Annotated in this window: 16 protein-coding genes and 1 pseudogene; 1 reads left to right on the forward strand and 16 read right to left on the reverse strand. The window is 40.8% G+C overall.

What is annotated here, in order from left to right; genetic code table 11:
* The 16 genes and pseudogenes from G602_RS27060 to G602_RS0116155 form a co-directional block, all read right to left on the reverse strand.
* Window positions 1-183, reverse strand: a pseudogene (locus tag G602_RS27060) (hypothetical protein); the annotation flags it as partial.
* Window positions 180-848, reverse strand: coding sequence for a response regulator transcription factor (locus G602_RS0116085; RefSeq protein WP_026658022.1), 669 nt, complete (start codon window positions 846-848; stop codon window positions 180-182). The pseudogene G602_RS27060 and the gene G602_RS0116085, both read right to left, overlap by 4 nt.
* Window positions 849-866: 18 nt before the next feature.
* Entirely contained in the window at window positions 867-2,633 is a 1,767-nt protein-coding gene (locus G602_RS0116090) for a Na/Pi cotransporter family protein (protein WP_026658023.1), read from the reverse strand.
* A 131-nt stretch (window positions 2,634-2,764) separates the two neighbouring features.
* The gene (gene phoU, locus G602_RS0116095; protein ID WP_026658024.1) at window positions 2,765-3,409 is read right to left on the reverse strand and encodes a phosphate signaling complex protein PhoU; all 645 of its coding nucleotides are present in this window, start codon (window positions 3,407-3,409) and stop codon (window positions 2,765-2,767) included.
* Complete coding sequence (pstB, locus tag G602_RS0116100) at window positions 3,406-4,164, reverse strand: phosphate ABC transporter ATP-binding protein PstB (RefSeq protein WP_026658025.1); 759 nt, start codon at window positions 4,162-4,164, stop codon at window positions 3,406-3,408. The genes phoU and pstB overlap by 4 nt, the downstream gene beginning before the upstream one ends.
* A 2-nt stretch (window positions 4,165-4,166) precedes the next feature.
* Window positions 4,167-5,030, reverse strand: coding sequence for a phosphate ABC transporter permease PstA (gene pstA / locus G602_RS0116105; protein WP_330369212.1), 864 nt, complete (start codon window positions 5,028-5,030; stop codon window positions 4,167-4,169).
* Complete coding sequence (pstC, locus tag G602_RS0116110; RefSeq protein ID WP_026659901.1) at window positions 5,020-5,922, reverse strand: phosphate ABC transporter permease subunit PstC; 903 nt, start codon at window positions 5,920-5,922, stop codon at window positions 5,020-5,022. The genes pstA and pstC overlap by 11 nt, the downstream gene beginning before the upstream one ends.
* Before the next feature lie 9 nt (window positions 5,923-5,931).
* Window positions 5,932-6,816, reverse strand: a complete 885-nt coding sequence (locus G602_RS0116115; RefSeq protein WP_026659902.1) for a phosphate ABC transporter substrate-binding protein — start codon at window positions 6,814-6,816, stop codon at window positions 5,932-5,934.
* A gap of 225 nt (window positions 6,817-7,041) precedes the next feature.
* Entirely contained in the window at window positions 7,042-7,281 is a 240-nt protein-coding gene (locus G602_RS0116120) for a hypothetical protein (protein WP_026659903.1), read from the reverse strand.
* A 208-nt stretch (window positions 7,282-7,489) separates the two neighbouring features.
* Window positions 7,490-7,834 carry a hypothetical protein gene (locus G602_RS0116125; RefSeq protein WP_026659904.1) on the reverse strand — a complete coding sequence of 115 codons (345 nt, stop codon included), beginning with the start codon at window positions 7,832-7,834 and terminating at the stop codon, window positions 7,490-7,492.
* Window positions 7,835-7,843: 9 nt separating this feature from the next.
* Window positions 7,844-9,163: a plasmid recombination protein gene (locus G602_RS29175; RefSeq protein ID WP_207638178.1), complete on the reverse strand. Its 1,320-nt coding sequence runs from the start codon at window positions 9,161-9,163 to the stop codon at window positions 7,844-7,846.
* Window positions 9,164-9,754: 591 nt separating this feature from the next.
* Window positions 9,755-11,020 carry a VapE domain-containing protein gene (locus G602_RS27070; RefSeq protein ID WP_044932469.1) on the reverse strand — a complete coding sequence of 422 codons (1,266 nt, stop codon included), beginning with the start codon at window positions 11,018-11,020 and terminating at the stop codon, window positions 9,755-9,757.
* Between the two features lie 34 nt (window positions 11,021-11,054).
* The gene (locus G602_RS29180; RefSeq protein ID WP_049945280.1) at window positions 11,055-11,705 is read right to left on the reverse strand and encodes a CHC2 zinc finger domain-containing protein; all 651 of its coding nucleotides are present in this window, start codon (window positions 11,703-11,705) and stop codon (window positions 11,055-11,057) included.
* Window positions 11,706-11,835: 130 nt separating this feature from the next.
* Entirely contained in the window at window positions 11,836-12,129 is a 294-nt protein-coding gene (locus tag G602_RS0116145; protein ID WP_026659905.1) for a plasmid mobilization protein, read from the reverse strand.
* Window positions 12,119-13,198 carry a site-specific integrase gene (locus tag G602_RS0116150; RefSeq protein WP_026659907.1) on the reverse strand — a complete coding sequence of 360 codons (1,080 nt, stop codon included), beginning with the start codon at window positions 13,196-13,198 and terminating at the stop codon, window positions 12,119-12,121. The genes G602_RS0116145 and G602_RS0116150 overlap by 11 nt, the downstream gene beginning before the upstream one ends.
* Window positions 13,198-13,398: a hypothetical protein gene (locus G602_RS0116155; protein ID WP_026659908.1), complete on the reverse strand. Its 201-nt coding sequence runs from the start codon at window positions 13,396-13,398 to the stop codon at window positions 13,198-13,200. The genes G602_RS0116150 and G602_RS0116155 overlap by 1 nt, the downstream gene beginning before the upstream one ends.
* A 509-nt stretch (window positions 13,399-13,907) precedes the next feature.
* Here G602_RS0116155 and G602_RS29185 point away from each other — a divergent pair.
* The gene (locus tag G602_RS29185; RefSeq protein ID WP_049945281.1) at window positions 13,908-14,462 is read left to right on the forward strand and encodes a helix-turn-helix domain-containing protein; all 555 of its coding nucleotides are present in this window, start codon (window positions 13,908-13,910) and stop codon (window positions 14,460-14,462) included.
* Window positions 14,463-15,117: the final 655 nt, after the last annotated feature.

Below are 15,117 nucleotides of genomic sequence, written 5' to 3' on the forward strand. Positions count from 1 at the left end.
ATCCGTGTCAATGTTTACAGATTCAAAATATCTCGTATCTTTTAAGAGCTTGGCACTGATAGACAAGTCTGAACGAACCTGCTTTTCAAACAGATTGTAGTATATAATTGTAATCCCGAGGACTGTTGCCGTAATCGCAAGTATTGCAATGCCAACAAGCCTGATATTTATGCTTCTCTTCATTCGATCACGTATCCCACATTTCTAACTGTTTTAATCCTTGCCCCGTAATCTCCCAGCTTTTGCCTGAGAGTCTTAACATGCATATCTATAGTTCTTGACTCACTTTCATAGTCAGCGCTCCAAACCTGCTCCATGATAGCATCACGGCTTAGGACAATCCCCTTATTTAGCACAAGATATGATAAAAGTTCATACTCTTTGTAAGTCAGCTCTATTGCATTCCCACTTATAGTAACTTCATGCTTTTCATTATTGATTACCATCTCATCAAGGCTCAGCTCTTTTACTACTTCTGCCTTGGTTCTTCGAAGCAATGCCTTTACTCTGGAGATAAGCTCCATAACTGAAAATGGTTTCTTTATATAATCATCGGCACCATCTTCTATTCCTCTGACCAGGTCAAGCTCAGTTGTTTTAGCTGTTACCATGATAACGGGCAGATTCTTTGTTTCCGGTTTCTTCCTAATCTTTTTTACTATTTCATTTCCATTTTCATCAGGAAGCATGATATCTACAAGACATAGATCCGGTAACATTTCCTGCAGTTTTTTATAAAAATCCTTAGCGCAAGAAAAACCCAAAACCTGATGACCTGCGTTCTTAAGTGAATACTCCTCTATTTCCCTAATACTGTCATCATCTTCAATTATGTAAATTAACGCCATATAAATCCTTTCATATTCCTACTTCTCAATAGGATAAAGAGCCAACAACCTGTTATACTCGTCATCAAATGTAGCTTTTTCCTCTTTAGAAAAATTCTGGAAATACTCATGGGTATTATAATCATTATCGTAAATCGTGATCATCTCTACTGCTATATTGGAGCAGTGATCCGATACTCTTTCAAGTCCCGTAAGAACATCCTCCAGAATATACCCCATCTCAATGGTGCATTTCCCCTTCTGAAGCCTCTTTATATGGTTTTCCTTTATCTTCTTAGACAGGGTATCTATAACTTCTTCAAGAGGTTCAACATGAGTTGCCTTATTGGCATCATCTTCGCAAAAGCTGTCTACTGTCAGCTCACAAATATCATTAACTGCACGGCACAGGGTTTCTACTTCTTTCCTTGCGTGCTTCTTAAAGCCAAGACCCTTTTTATCTATCTCCTCTGCAGACTTTGCGATATCCATGGCATGATCGGATATTCTCTCAAAATCACTGATACTGTGCAAAATGATTGACATACTCTGACTATCCGCAGCAGTGACATTTTTACTCGAAAGCTTTACAAGGTAGGAGCCAAGCACATCCTCATACTTATCCGCCAATGCTTCAAGCCTTACGACTTCTTCTACCTTCTCTTTATCATAGTTTTGTAGAACATCCAATGCCATGTTTATAGCTTTCAGACAAGTCTGTGCCATTTCCCTGACCTTTCCTCTGCAAAGCTCCATTGCAAAGGCCGGTCTGTCAAGGAATCTTTCATCAAGAGATACCATATCTACTGCCACCTCTTCCTTCACTGCACCATCTGGAATAGTAAGCTCTGCCAACCTTACAAGTTTATCAGAGAATGGAAAAAGAACTATCGTAGCCCCAATGTTAAACAGGCTATGAATGACCGCTATTCCTGCAGCATTTGCGGATTTTCCAAGAAAAGCAAATTCTGCAACTACATTTACCAGATAAAACACTGTCATGAATAGAATTGTTCCAATCAGATTAAAATACAGATGTATCATGGCTGCGCGCCTTGCGTTCTTGTTTGCACCAACTGATGAAATAATTGATGTCACGCAGGTACCGATATTCTGGCCCATGATAATCGGAAGGGCCACAGAATAATGCACCGCACCTGTAGCACAAAGAGCCTGCAATATACCAACAGAAGCAGATGAACTTTGAATGATAGCCGTGAGAGTTGCTCCAACTACCATTCCCAGAATAGGATTACTAAATGCTGTCATCAGTTTTGTAAAGGATGAATTATCCGCAAGTCCTGATACAGCACCGCTCATTGTTTCCATCCCAAACATAAGTATCGCAAAACCAAGAAGGATTCCGCCTATATCTTTTTTCCGGGATTCTTCCTTATTAGTCATTATAAGGATAATTCCTATTGCCGCCAGAATTGGAGAAAATGAAGTCGGCTTTAACATCTTAAGCCAGATAGTACTTCCTTCTATTCCTGTTAACGACAGCATCCATGAAGTAATGGTGGTACCAATATTCGCTCCCATAATAATTCCCACTGCCTGAGAGAGCTTCATGATTCCTGAATTAACAAATCCAACCACCATGACGGTTGTCGCAGATGAAGACTGGATCACAGCTGTGACACCTGCACCAAGCAGTACAGCAAAAATCCTCTTTGATGTGAGTTTTTCCAGCACTCCTTCCAGCTTACCGCCTGCCATCTTGGACAGTTCATTTCCCATCATTCCCATTCCGTATAAGAACAGGGAAAGACCACCTATCATATTTAAAGCATCAAAAATGTCCATACATCTTCCTTTCGTATCCTGCTAGCAATGTACCAACTATCAGCATACAATCCGAAAGTAAAATGTATGAGTTACTTATGTAAAATCTATGTAAAATCCTTGTTGCTGTTCAGCTCCTGACCAGCCAAACATCACATCGTTTCACTATTTTTCAAAGAAAAGATTACCCATTCAGCAATGTTTGTAGCGTGATCCCCGATTCTCTCAAAGAATTTGGCAATAAGAAGAATGTCGGTAGCTTCTTCTCCTTCTTCAGGACTGTTTAATATAAGCTGGATCACATCCTTTTTTGCCTGGACAAATAAGTCATCAACAACATCGTCATGCTCAATAACTTCACCTGCCTTATCAACATCCTTTTCAACATAGGCTTCTATACTGTTAAAAAGCATAATCATTGTTTCATTGGCCATCTCTTGAATATGCCTAAACTTATCTATCTGACTGTTTTCTCCCATGAGAATAGTCATCTCAGAAATGTCTGCTGCATGGTCGCCGATTCGTTCCATATCAGTTACCATTTTCATAGCTGCCGTCACAGTGCGAAGATCCCTGGCAACAGGCTGCTGTTGTATCAAAAGATTAAAACAGATACCTTCTATTACCTTCTGAAGATGATCAATTTCTTCATCACTTTCCATAATCGCCCTGGCTTTATCAACATCCCGAGAAACAAGGGCCTCAATTGCCATTTTAATATTCGAAACAATCTTGTTTCCCATTTCAATCATCTGCTGATTTAGTTCTGACAGCTGTTCATCAAATTTACTTCTCATCCGAATCTCCCCGTAATATAATCCTCTGTTCTTTTATCCTTTGGATAAGAGAATATCTGCTTAGTATCACCAAATTCTACCATCTCTCCCACCAGGAAAAATGCCGTATAATCTGAAACTCTAACTGCCTGTTGCATATTATGGGTAACAACAACGACAGTATATTTCTTTTTCAGGTCCTCCATCAAATCCTCGATCTTCGTTGTTGAAATCGGATCAAGGGCTGATGTAGGTTCGTCCATAAGAAGAATCTCCGGCTCGACCGCAAGTGCCCTAGCAATGCATATTCTCTGCTGCTGTCCTCCGGAAAAAGATAAAGCTGATTTTTTTAGTCTGTCTTTTACCTCATCCCAGATTGCAGCCCCCCTCAAACTTTCTTCAACAATTTTATCCAACTTTTTCTTGTCTTTTATTCCATGAACTCTCGGGCCGTAGGCCACGTTATCATAAACGCTCATTGGGAAAGGATTTGGCTGCTGAAAAACCATGCCAACTTTTTTTCTAAGCAAAGTAGTATCTGTACCTTTAGAGTAGATATCTTTTCCATCTATTTTGACACTTCCCTCGATCTTTACGCCTTCCACCAGATCATTCATCCTGTTCAAGGTCTTTAAAAAGGTTGATTTCCCGCACCCGGAAGGCCCAATAAACGCGGTTATTGCCTTTTCCTGTATTTCCATGCTTACATTTTTTAATGCCTGATTCTCTCCATAATAGAGATTCAGATTAGAAACACTTATCTTTATATTTCCCATTATTATTCCCTTCTAGTTACGTCAAAATGTTTTGTTAATGCTTTTGTTACCAGATTGATTGCAAGGACGACTATCAAAAGAACTACAGCAATACCAAATGCCGTATCAAAATCTCCTTCACTTGTGGCGGACAGATACATCTGAATGGTAAGAGTTCCTCCTGATTGAAATGGCTTGGCCATAAGTCCCTTTATTCCCTTTGGTAACATTTTGGCGCTTCCCGCCGTAAACAAAAGAGCTGCTGATTCGCCAACAATTCTTCCTATCGCCAGTATCGCCCCAGTGATTATTCCTGGCATGGCGCTGGGAAGAAGGATTGTTCTTATCATGTACCACTTGCCACTACCAAGACCATATGCTCCGTTTCGATATGAGTCTGGAACAGTCTTCAGAGCTTCCTGGGTATTTCTTGTAATAAGGGGAAGCACCATAATGATAAGGGTAAGTGAACCTGTCAAAAGACAATACCCGAGCCCTAGTCTTTCTCCAAAAAACATCATCCCAAATAATCCAAAAATGATTGAGGGAATTCCTGTCAGTGTCTCTGTTGCATATTCTATTACCGTTACCACTTTTCCTGGCGTGGCATACTCATTAAGATAAATTGCGCTTCCAACGCCGATGGGGATCGCAATTACCATTGTGATCAGGATAATAATGATTGTATTTACAATGTTTCCTGCAATTCCAACAGTCCCTTTAAGGACACTTGTCACCGATGTGAGAAAAGAAATACTTATCGTTGACATGCCTTTTACAAGTACATATACAATGATTCCTATAAGCAAAAGCACCGAAAACAAAGAACATATATAGATCAAAAAGCGAAGGGTAAAATCAATAATCCTTCTTTTATTAGTCATCATTATCCACCCCCGCTTTTCTAGCCTTTAGCAGAACATAATTTACTATCATGATGAAAAGGTATAATACAAGTCCAACAGTGAACAGCACCTGCCTGTGCAGACCCTGGGCATATCCCATTTCACTTACGATCTGTGTTGTAAGTGTGCGAACTGAATTGAAGGGAAGCGGAATATTAACAGCTCCTCCTGCCACCATATTTATAGCCATTGCTTCTCCAAGAGCTCGTCCGATTCCAAGGACTGCGCCTGTTAAAATTCCTGATTTTGCTGCAGGAATGACCACCTTAAATATGGTCTGTTCCTTTGTTGCACCAAGGGCCAGTGAAGCAGCCCTAAGATTATCAGATACCGCTTTTAATGAGGAAGTACTTACACTTATTACAGTTGGCAGAATCATTATTGTCAGAACAATAATAGCCGAGAGCATATTTGCGCCACCAGTAAACTGATGAGTGGTGTCACCGGCAAATATCTTTTGCTCAAGTCCAAACATAAGGGGATTAAGAACCATCATTCCGATAAGTCCATAGATTACCGATGGGATAGCCGCCAGCAGTTCTATAGCTGAGCGCTCTACATTTCCGGTAATCTTCCCTGCCATTTCCGATATAAAAACTGCCGTAAAAAGCCCTATCGGAACTCCCAGTAATACTGATGTTGTAGTTCCTACTATTGATGCCAGAACAATATAGCCTATCCCATAGTATGGTGTATCAGCAGTCGGCTTCCATATATTTTTAAAAAGCAAGTCGAAAACCCCGACTTCCATTAAAGCCGGGGCTCCTTTTATAAACATATAGAGTGTAATCCCGCAAACTGCAAATATAGCCACCACTGCGCACGCCACGAATATCGTTCTGGCAGTTTTTTCTATAAATGCTTTTTTCTTCATGCCTTCCCCTTACTGTGGAATGATAAGTCCTACAGTTTTAATTACTTCTTTTCCGGCATCAGAGCTTATATAGGAAAACCATGCCTGAACAAGTTCATTCTGCTCTGAAAGTTCACCCTTAGTAGCCATTACGAATGGTCTCTGGAGCATATAGTTTCCAGCAAGAATCTGCTCTTCTGCAGGCTCTACTCCGTCAATCTTAAGGCCTAAAACTGTATCATCCACAACATCAAGTGATACATATCCGATAGCTCCGGGTGTAGCAGACACCTTTGCCAGAACAGCTCCTGTTGAATCAAGTTCCTGGGCATACTTGCAGGCATCCTTCACTTCCAAAAGCTCCTCAAAAGCATCTCTTGTACCAGATCCAGCTTCTCTTCCGATTACTACGATAGGGGAATCCTCTCCACCAAGATCGCTCCAATCTGTGATCTCGCCCTTATAAATCTTGGCAAGATCCTCTGAAGATACATCTGTAATGCTATTTGACTTATCTGTGATCACAGCAATACCATCAATTGCAACAATGTTTTCTACAGCACCGGCTTCTTTTTCCCCATCCTTTAAGCCTCTTGATGCGTTTCCAATATCTACAGAGCCAGCGGCAAGTGACTCAAGTCCTGCACCAGATCCTGTATATTCAACAGTAACTGTTACACCAGGATTAGCCTCCATGAAGCTCTCTGACATTGCTTCACAAAGTTTTTCCATTGATGTAGAACCAGCAAGTGAAATTGTGCCGGATAGCTCTGGAACTGCTTCATTATTCGCATCATTGATTGTTTCTGTTTTTTCTGCGGCATTAGCGCTTGCCGGGCTCTCACTTCCGCATCCTACCAGTACTCCAGCCATTAAACATGCCGACATAATTGTCGCAATCAATTTCTTTTTCATAATTTTCTTCTCCCTTTTTGGATTTTCTTTTTTTGGCGCCTTATGTCTTACATTAACAATCATATTTGCGTAATGTAAAATCTAATATTAGCTTTATGTAAAATTGCAGTAAAAGTTTTGAAAAGTTTTTTCCACTGAGGCTATTAATAAATAAAGAGGCTATAGTACCCAATGAAAAAACATTCAGTACTATAGCCTCTTTATTTATTTCGACCCACGGCAAATTTACGATTTAAACTCGTGCTTGTAAAGATACATTGTTCCGCCCATAATTCCAATAAACACTCCCGGGTAACCCATGAAGCAAAAAAGCCATGCTACCCCAGCTAAAAAATGTCTGCCAATGACCACCCAAATAATGCATCCTGCAATCATGCATACAACTGTCAATACACTCAGAAACACCCTGTTTTTTGACTCTTTACTGATATCAAGGTTATTTACAGCCTTCCACAGCCTATTCATATCGTATTCCTCCATGAGGCAATGCTATCAGACGTATGTAAATGAAATATCAATTTCATGTAAAAACGAGGTAAAATATCAGCAACTGTTGATAGAATCTGTTCTTACCTGATTTCCCCTGATTATTCTATGGAATATCGCCATTAGACTTAAGACAACAAAAAAAGAATGGACACTCCCGAAGGAATGCCCGAATCTCTTTTTCCTATCAAGCCACCATCTCAGCGTCTTTCCACTCCATGGCGCCTTTCTTTGTAGGTCCGACAGTACATATCCATTTTGTCCCATCCTCAACTTTTTCGAAGTCTATCTGACTCTCTTTGGGATTGTAGATATCTTCACCATTTACCCTATGTCTGAAGCAGAATAGCCTAACTCTGTTTCCTTCATTGTCGAGAAAGTAGCATATAAGTCCCATCGAGAAAGCCTTCCTGTACCAGGCTCTGAACTGGAGTTCCAATTCATACTTGCCTTCCTTCTTGATGGTCTCATAGGTCCACTCCTCATGATCTTCGCATTCCTGCGCTGTAGTTAATACTCCGAACTGATTCATAAATGCCTCCTATCTTTCCATGTCATGTTTTTTGTTTACTGTTTTCTTAGGCTGTGAGTCCTGCTCCCTTGCATGAGATTTGAAATAAGCCAACTTTCCCAATACACTTTCCTTCTCTGGATGAAGGAATTTTTCAAACAAGCCATCCAATCCTCGGCTTTCGATAAATGCCTCAAAGTTTTTGATTGTAACTTTGAGACTATCGATTGTATCTGTCAAAGTTCTTATTGTTTCCTTTGCTTTAGTTAGCTCTGCATCATATCTGGAAACTATTTTCTTTAGTTTCATAGCAGATCTGCAGATAGACATTAACTTGTCAAAAGACTTTTTGGGAAGCTTCACCATCTGCTCACCGCCAAAAAAATTTGGAACAGCCACTGCCTCTTTACTTATCTGTTCCAGCTGACTGCTTACTTTTTTGTCATCATCAGCGATGGCTTCAATCTTCTTTTCATTCTCCATGCGTAACTTTTCAGCTTCTTTAAGCCTTTCCTCTATTTTTCTAAGCTCTTCTTCCTTATCATCAATGTCATCTGCAAGACCATGTGCCTCTGTGCTAGCCAGCTGAATATACTGAACTATTTCTGCTTTTTCGGAATTAAGGATCTCAACCTCCGCTTCGGCTTCATCCTTGGCTTTCATAGCAGCTTTGTATTCCGGAAGCGTATAATCATCGCGATCTACTCCCAAAACCTCAATCTCAATCCCTCTCTCCTCACACAGTTCCTTCAAGTAACCTCTCTCACGTTCCTGCCAGTGCATTGTTTCATTATCATTTTTTGAGGTAGCTTTCTCTATACCCATCTCCTGCAATCCTCTGGTCAGGCTGTTTCTGGTCTTCATTCCGGTCTTGTATCCATGCGCTACAGGGATATAGTCCAAATGCAAATGCGGTGTCGCTTCATCCATGTGCAACACCGCATTAAACAGATACAGATTGGGATTTCGTTCCTGGAAAGTCCTTGCATATTCATCAAGAACCTCCTTGGCTAGGAGCGCGTTTTCTGTGATATTACCCTCACCATCAACAACTCCGAAGTCCCTCATTGTTCCTATCTGGACCACATTTTCGTAAAACACCTTCTCATTATTTTTGGAATTCTTGATCTTAGTGATATAATCGCCAACCATTCGGTCCTTCCTTTTCTGAGTCGCATTAAAGTCTGCAACCGCCTGTCCAAAGAGCTGATCATAAGCATCTCTCAAGGGCTGCTGAATATAGAACTCATCCAGTTCTACCCTTTCCTCTACTACATTTTCTGCAATGAATGATCTGTTATTATGGGAAAGACTACCCTTGCCCACTACAAAAGATATAGTCGTTACCATATCGCTTATCACTTCCTTTCGTTTTAAGATTTTGCTTTTTTGTTTTATATTGGTAAAATTCGAGTGTTCTGCCGGCTTTTCAGGTCTTGTTACTTCTGTCAGAAGTAACTCCTTAGTAGTTTTGACACTTCGCATCAAAACTACACGGAGCTCTTCCGAGAGACTCCTAGGCGGAGAGCCCCGCTGTCAAAGGACCGGCAGCTCCATTGCTGAAGCTATCGCTTTCAGCAATCCCAGTTTCCCCGATAGTGGCATTAAAATGATGCCACATGCATTTTTCTGACATCATTCTGATGCCATTCAAAATCCATCGAGAAAACTGAGGACTTCCTCACTGATGTGTCTTAGTTCGGAAGTCTGTGGTTCCTGTTCGCCTTCGTCTTCAGGAACCATTATTGCCAGCGTGTTTACATAGCGCGTTTACAATAATTTGTAGAAAATAGTCTTTTGCAAAAAGTCCGTTTACTTCGTTTACAAGCCTTCAAAGCCCTTATTTGAGCCATTCTCTTGTCAACGCGACGTTTAAGTTCTTTGTTTACAGACCGTTGTAAACGGATTTTGTAAACGGACTCAAAAAACTTTTTCATATCATCAGTCGAACGGAAGCGGTGCATTATCCGATACCGGAATAAATCCATCTTCACAGTTCAACCTCTTCCAGCTTCGCTGCTGACCATATTTGTCAAAACGGTGCTGTTTGTCTGGACTCCATCCTTCAATGCTGTTATTCATGATGTCATTTATCTCTCGAAGCTCCCACTGTTTTGGTTCTTCATTTTCATGATTCAGCGCTTCTTTGTAGAGCATCATGGAGCATACATGAGTTTCAAGGCATTCATCCAACCAGGTCTGTATCATTCCGACTTTGGTATCTTCCGGCATAAATTCTTTCTGTATATCCTTCAGATATTCTTCTGTTTCTTTTGAGAGCTTCAGCCTATGATGTTTGGTCTTCCAATAACGATCCATCATCTCTGCCCAAAGCTGATCGATATATTCTCTTGATGCCTTTTCATCTTCAAGGATGTGCTTTTCAACGCGATCCGGATGGACAAGGATAGGAGCAAATCTTCTATTCCCGGTTCTGTCCAGCGGAAGGAAATCCAGTGTATTGCTTGTTCCTACGAACACACACTGTCTTGGCCTGTCTTCTGGGTGGACTTCATAAGGAATTTTATAATTATCCTTCTGTTTACTGAGGAAGGATTTGATTTCCTCAACCGTCCTAGCATTAACTGTTGCAAGCATCTCAGCCATCTCGATGAACCAGTGCCCCTGAAGCTTTCGATAAACATTTTCATCATCCATGCGTCTTAGGTCATCCGTTGCCCATTCATCCTTTATGGCAAGGAACCTGAACAGTGTTGACTTTCCTGCTCCCTGACCTCCGACCAAACACACCATGATTTCATATTTGCAACCGGGGCAATATATTCTGTGGATTGCCGCCTGCATCAGAAGCGTTGTAACCTCAGTGGTATAGGTCGATCTGTCAGCTCCAAGATACTTTGGAAGGAATTCTGCCACTCTGCTCACTCCATCCCATTTAAGTCCTTCAAGATAATCCTTGATGGGATGGAAATGGTTTTCGCTGGCTGCGATATTTAGAGCTTTCCCAATAGCCTTATAGTTCTTTAGTCCGTAGGTTCTTTCCAGGTACCATTCAATCTGATTGATATCCACGTCCCTGATTCCTCCACCCTCAGACTTTCCCCAACCAAGATCCTTTCGAAGGTCCATCTTGCATGTCAGGTCATTATGACAGATTGCTCCTTTAAGGATGGGATCCTTCTTGAGAACTATCATGCAGTTATCAATAGACTGATAAACCTTATCCTTTTCATCCCTTGCCATCATTCCCAGCACATCTGAGACTGAGTAATCTTTTGATTTAGCCAACGCATTTCCAACTTCTTCCCAGGATTTCATTTCCTGCTCGTTTAATATTTGCTGCAATTCTGCTCACCTCCTCCCTTTCTTCAAGGAAGAGTGAGCGCTTGTCTGCTTCATCCTCCATGCATAAAATGTCGAGCCAGTAGCCTATCATCGTTTCTTTGTGGACCATATAAGCAAAGCCATTTGAAATAATTTCCTCTCTAGGATCAGTCCTTAAAATAGATTCCTTTGCTTCCTCTATAAGCGCTTCACACTCCTTAAGCTCATGGATTTTATCATCGACCCACTTATTGAACTGTTTCTTTACCGATATCACACGGGATTCCTGCACTTTCTTATTGTGATAAGCTTCGCGAGCCATTTCTGAACCCCCATGATTCGTCTCAATCGGAAGCCCATAATCCTTAATGATCTTACAAGCAGCATCATAATTTGACAGCCCTTCCATCTGAGCCACAAAGCTTATTGCATCCCCATGAGCTCCGCATCCAAAACAGTGATAGTGTTTTTCATCCACCTTCATACTGGGATGCTTGTCATTATGGAATGGACAACAAGCCATTCCATTCTTCCCAACCTTCACTCCGTAATCTGTGATTACAGTGCCGGCACTAATATGTGCCTTAACTTTTTCAAATACACTCAATAAAAATATCCTCCTGTACATTTTGTATTGTTTGTACCCAAGAGGACTGATATACTATAGGTGCTTACATATAGTATTCAGAAGCCTCTTTAGGCTTTTAGATAGAATCCTCTGTTACCAGCAGAGGATTTTATCGTTTCATGAGTTCCAAAAGCTCATGAAGTACTACAGTTAACTCTTCACCCGCATAGGCATCACCCCTTTCAGCTTTTTCAAGCATTTTCTCTAAAACAATGGCAAGTCTTTCTGATCTATACCTTCCGGCTACAATCTCAACTTTCTGGCCTAATATCGAAGCTCTGTAATATTCACCTTTTTGTACTCCGGCAACAATTATTCGCGCCTCTACAACTCGCTTCTCATCATCACTTAGCCAAAAAGCAATTGTGTTGTGTCTAAACCTTGCTTTTCTTTCACACGGCATATCCCTCACCTCTATTCATCTTTCCAAGTCTGTCAGCAATCTTTTTCTGTCCGTCCATTGATGGATGGCAATAGGTTTCTATCGTGGTTGTCACCTTTCCATGTCCTAGTCTCTTTGCTATCTCTATGGGGCTGAATCCCATTTCCACCAGCATGGATGCATGTGAATGCCTAAGACAATGGACTGTAATTTTCTTCACTCCGGAAAGCTCAATTCCCCTCTCCATCTCATGTTCAAAGAACCTCTTCGTCTTTTCCGGAAAGAGCCTTGATCCAGGCCTTGGATGATACAGACATTTTAGATATTCCTGGAGTGCCTCGACTAATTCCTGGTGGATTGTTATCGTACGTATAGAATTATGCGTCTTGGGAGAAGATATAATATCTTTACTTCGAAGCCTTGTATAAGATTCATCTACGCGAATTGTGCCTTCCTCCAGATCTATATCCTCAACTTTTAAGGCTAGCAGCTCACCAACACGCATCCCGGTCCAAAAGAGTATCTGAAATCCCATCCATGCCTCATGCTTGTTGCTTATGGCATCCGCAAATCTATTGAATTCTTCAAGTGTCCAATATGGTCTTTCATCAGCCCTACCTTTGCCCATGCTTCCTGCTTTCATACAAGGATTAGATCTAAGGTCATAAAATCTGACTGCATAATTCATTACTGCAGACAACTGACTGTTAATCGATTTCAGATAGGTAGGCTTAAAGCCTTTCTCTATCATTTCACTCTGCCATCGTCTGATTCTTGAAGCTGTAATCTCATTTATTGGAAGGTCTCCAAAATAAGGTTCTATCTTACATCTCCAGATGTGTTCCTTGTTTTCTATTGTTGTTTCCTTAAGTCGCTTACTCATGTCATCCATATAGACCTTCCAAAAATCCCTCAGTGGCATGCTCGGATCCGATGACTGCTGATACTTGAAATGTGCCAGCCATTCTTCAGCTTCTTTCTTTGTTTTAAACCCTCGCTTCTGAGATTTTTTCTTGGTTCCAGTCCAATCCGTGTATCTATACTGGATTCTCCAGGTTCCATTCGGATCCCTTTTTGCATTACTTGCCATCAGGCACTCACCTCCTTCGGATGTGAACCGCCAAAGTACTTCTCATTAAAGAATTCCTTGGGGATCTTGCCACCTACCGTTAAATACCCACGGCTCTTAAGTTCCTCGTTCATCTGTTTGACAATTGCATATGCTGATGTTCTTCCAACACCAATCATCTGAGCAATTTCAGCAGCAGTGTAATAAAGTTTTTCGTTCATTTTCTAAACCTCTCTTTCTTTATAAATAACTTGTTTTTTGTTACCCTCCAACATTCGACCTGATAGTAGGATTTGCTATCACACATGTAGTTCTTCACATCTCCGAGAATTAGTTCCCCCAAGCTTCCCCCAATACGTGAAGTCGGATTCTCACCGACCAGTTATGGCTAGAAAGGAGTATCATTACGGCGGTCATTGCGATCAGAGATCCTTAGCTCTGTTTTGAACTCCCTGTTTATCGCTCCTCTAATCCGAATTAGCATCCTCGCGCAGGTATCACATCGCTCTATATGCCTTTAAGTAGCCGATTGCGTCTTGTTCAGTTTTCATGGTTCGATGTTCATGAGTGTTTTCTCATGCGTTTTGGTTCAGTGCGTATCATTTGATACGGTTTTCACATCTCGATAATACCGTATCATTTGATACGTGTCAAGCAGTTCAAATTGAAAATCCGTATCTTTTGATATATAATTTCTCAAAAGATACGTTTTTTAGAAAGGAGCCACTCTATGACAGTTGGCGAGAATATCCGTAGAATTCGTAAACAACAAGGATTAACGCTTCAAGAACTGGGAAGAAGGATAGGCGTAAGCGAAGCATATATAAGAGCTTATGAAAGTGGCAGACGTAATCCTAAACAAAAAAATCTTGAAGCAATTGCTCATGCGCTATGCGTTAACGTAGAAACTCTTACGGGCGCTGATTTTGACGGTGTAAAAGCCATGCATCGCCTTTTTCAAATATTTCGCCAATATCCCGGAGAGCTCATTGAGATTCGAGATCGATCCGAAGGTTCAGACGGAATTGCTGTGACTTTTCGTGGCCTTACATTAATGTCATCATGGTATGAACGATATGAAGAGTATCAAAAAGAAATAGAAGAATGTAATAAGATAAAGGATCCCAAGAAAAAAGCAAACGCTCTGCTCGCTGCTGAAGATAGTTTTAATCTATGGATGGATGTTTATCCCGAAAGTGAGTCCTCTTTATTGAGACTCAATGTTCAGAAACGTCATGATGAATTTATGGATTACATTGGACTAAATCCCAAGAATCCCGAGTAAGTCATCAGGTCTCATTCAATCAGAATAATAAAGTGTACCCAAATCGTACCCAACACCAAAAAGAAAAACCTTACAAGCCGCTTAAAATCACGGTTTGTAAGGTTTTAGTGTTGTCCCGGGGCACACCCATTTTCCCCATTTGGGACCAAGTTATTTTCCCTAGTCGCTCTTATAAAAAAGTATTTTTTACACATGTATTTCATCTGATATATCATCTGAATCCAACAAGTGTCTCTCCTACACTTATCCCCGATTTGTCCCGGCATAACCTCACCAAAAGGTGATATATTTGCCGAAATTTATCGGAGAATATCACGACCATAAGGTCCTTTAACCAGCGTCCCCACACCGAAATATCATCTGAAATAAATATGGATTTTACTAGGGTTTACAAGGGTTTGCGGTTCTTATTAGTCCTGATTTTCTCCATGCTTTTTCGGGTATATTTCAGCGTTTATTTACGCTGGGTCTCACCCGGGAATTGCAGGGGAGATTATTTGGAATTCAGATGATATAACCTTGTTTCAAGTATCAAAAAAGACCTCATACGAATCGCATAACGACTCATACAAGGTCTAATAACATCCATTTAATATTCAATTTTGAGAAACCATCATTTTGCCCTTTTCATGGAAAACAATGTTGTCTCTTGTTA

Origin of the sequence: Butyrivibrio sp. AC2005 (genome assembly GCF_000424145.1) — a bacterium.
Taxonomy (GTDB): domain Bacteria; phylum Bacillota; class Clostridia; order Lachnospirales; family Lachnospiraceae; genus Butyrivibrio.

What these genes read in the sequence shown, in the direction of transcription:
- pstB (WP_026658025.1), bottom strand. Translation starts at nt 4,164, where the DNA reads ATGGGAAATATAAAGATAAGTGTTTCTAATCTGAATCTCTATTATGGA.
- G602_RS0116125 (WP_026659904.1), bottom strand. Translation starts at nt 7,834, where the DNA reads ATGAATCAGTTCGGAGTATTAACTACAGCGCAGGAATGCGAAGATCAT.
- G602_RS0116115 (WP_026659902.1), bottom strand. Translation starts at nt 6,816, where the DNA reads ATGAAAAAGAAATTGATTGCGACAATTATGTCGGCATGTTTAATGGCT.
- G602_RS0116145 (WP_026659905.1), bottom strand. Translation starts at nt 12,129, where the DNA reads ATGCCGTGTGAAAGAAAAGCAAGGTTTAGACACAACACAATTGCTTTT.
- G602_RS0116155 (WP_026659908.1), bottom strand. Translation starts at nt 13,398, where the DNA reads ATGAACGAAAAACTTTATTACACTGCTGCTGAAATTGCTCAGATGATT.
- phoU (WP_026658024.1), bottom strand. Translation starts at nt 3,409, where the DNA reads ATGAGAAGTAAATTTGATGAACAGCTGTCAGAACTAAATCAGCAGATG.
- G602_RS0116120 (WP_026659903.1), bottom strand. Translation starts at nt 7,281, where the DNA reads ATGAATAGGCTGTGGAAGGCTGTAAATAACCTTGATATCAGTAAAGAG.
- G602_RS27070 (WP_044932469.1), bottom strand. Translation starts at nt 11,020, where the DNA reads ATGATGGCAAGGGATGAAAAGGATAAGGTTTATCAGTCTATTGATAAC.
- G602_RS29185 (WP_049945281.1), top strand. Translation starts at nt 13,908, where the DNA reads ATGACAGTTGGCGAGAATATCCGTAGAATTCGTAAACAACAAGGATTA.
- G602_RS0116085 (WP_026658022.1), bottom strand. Translation starts at nt 848, where the DNA reads ATGGCGTTAATTTACATAATTGAAGATGATGACAGTATTAGGGAAATA.
- G602_RS0116090 (WP_026658023.1), bottom strand. Translation starts at nt 2,633, where the DNA reads ATGGACATTTTTGATGCTTTAAATATGATAGGTGGTCTTTCCCTGTTC.
- G602_RS29175 (WP_207638178.1), bottom strand. Translation starts at nt 9,163, where the DNA reads ATGGTAACGACTATATCTTTTGTAGTGGGCAAGGGTAGTCTTTCCCAT.
- G602_RS0116150 (WP_026659907.1), bottom strand. Translation starts at nt 13,198, where the DNA reads ATGGCAAGTAATGCAAAAAGGGATCCGAATGGAACCTGGAGAATCCAG.
- pstC (WP_026659901.1), bottom strand. Translation starts at nt 5,922, where the DNA reads ATGAAGAAAAAAGCATTTATAGAAAAAACTGCCAGAACGATATTCGTG.
- pstA (WP_330369212.1), bottom strand. Translation starts at nt 5,030, where the DNA reads ATGATGACTAATAAAAGAAGGATTATTGATTTTACCCTTCGCTTTTTG.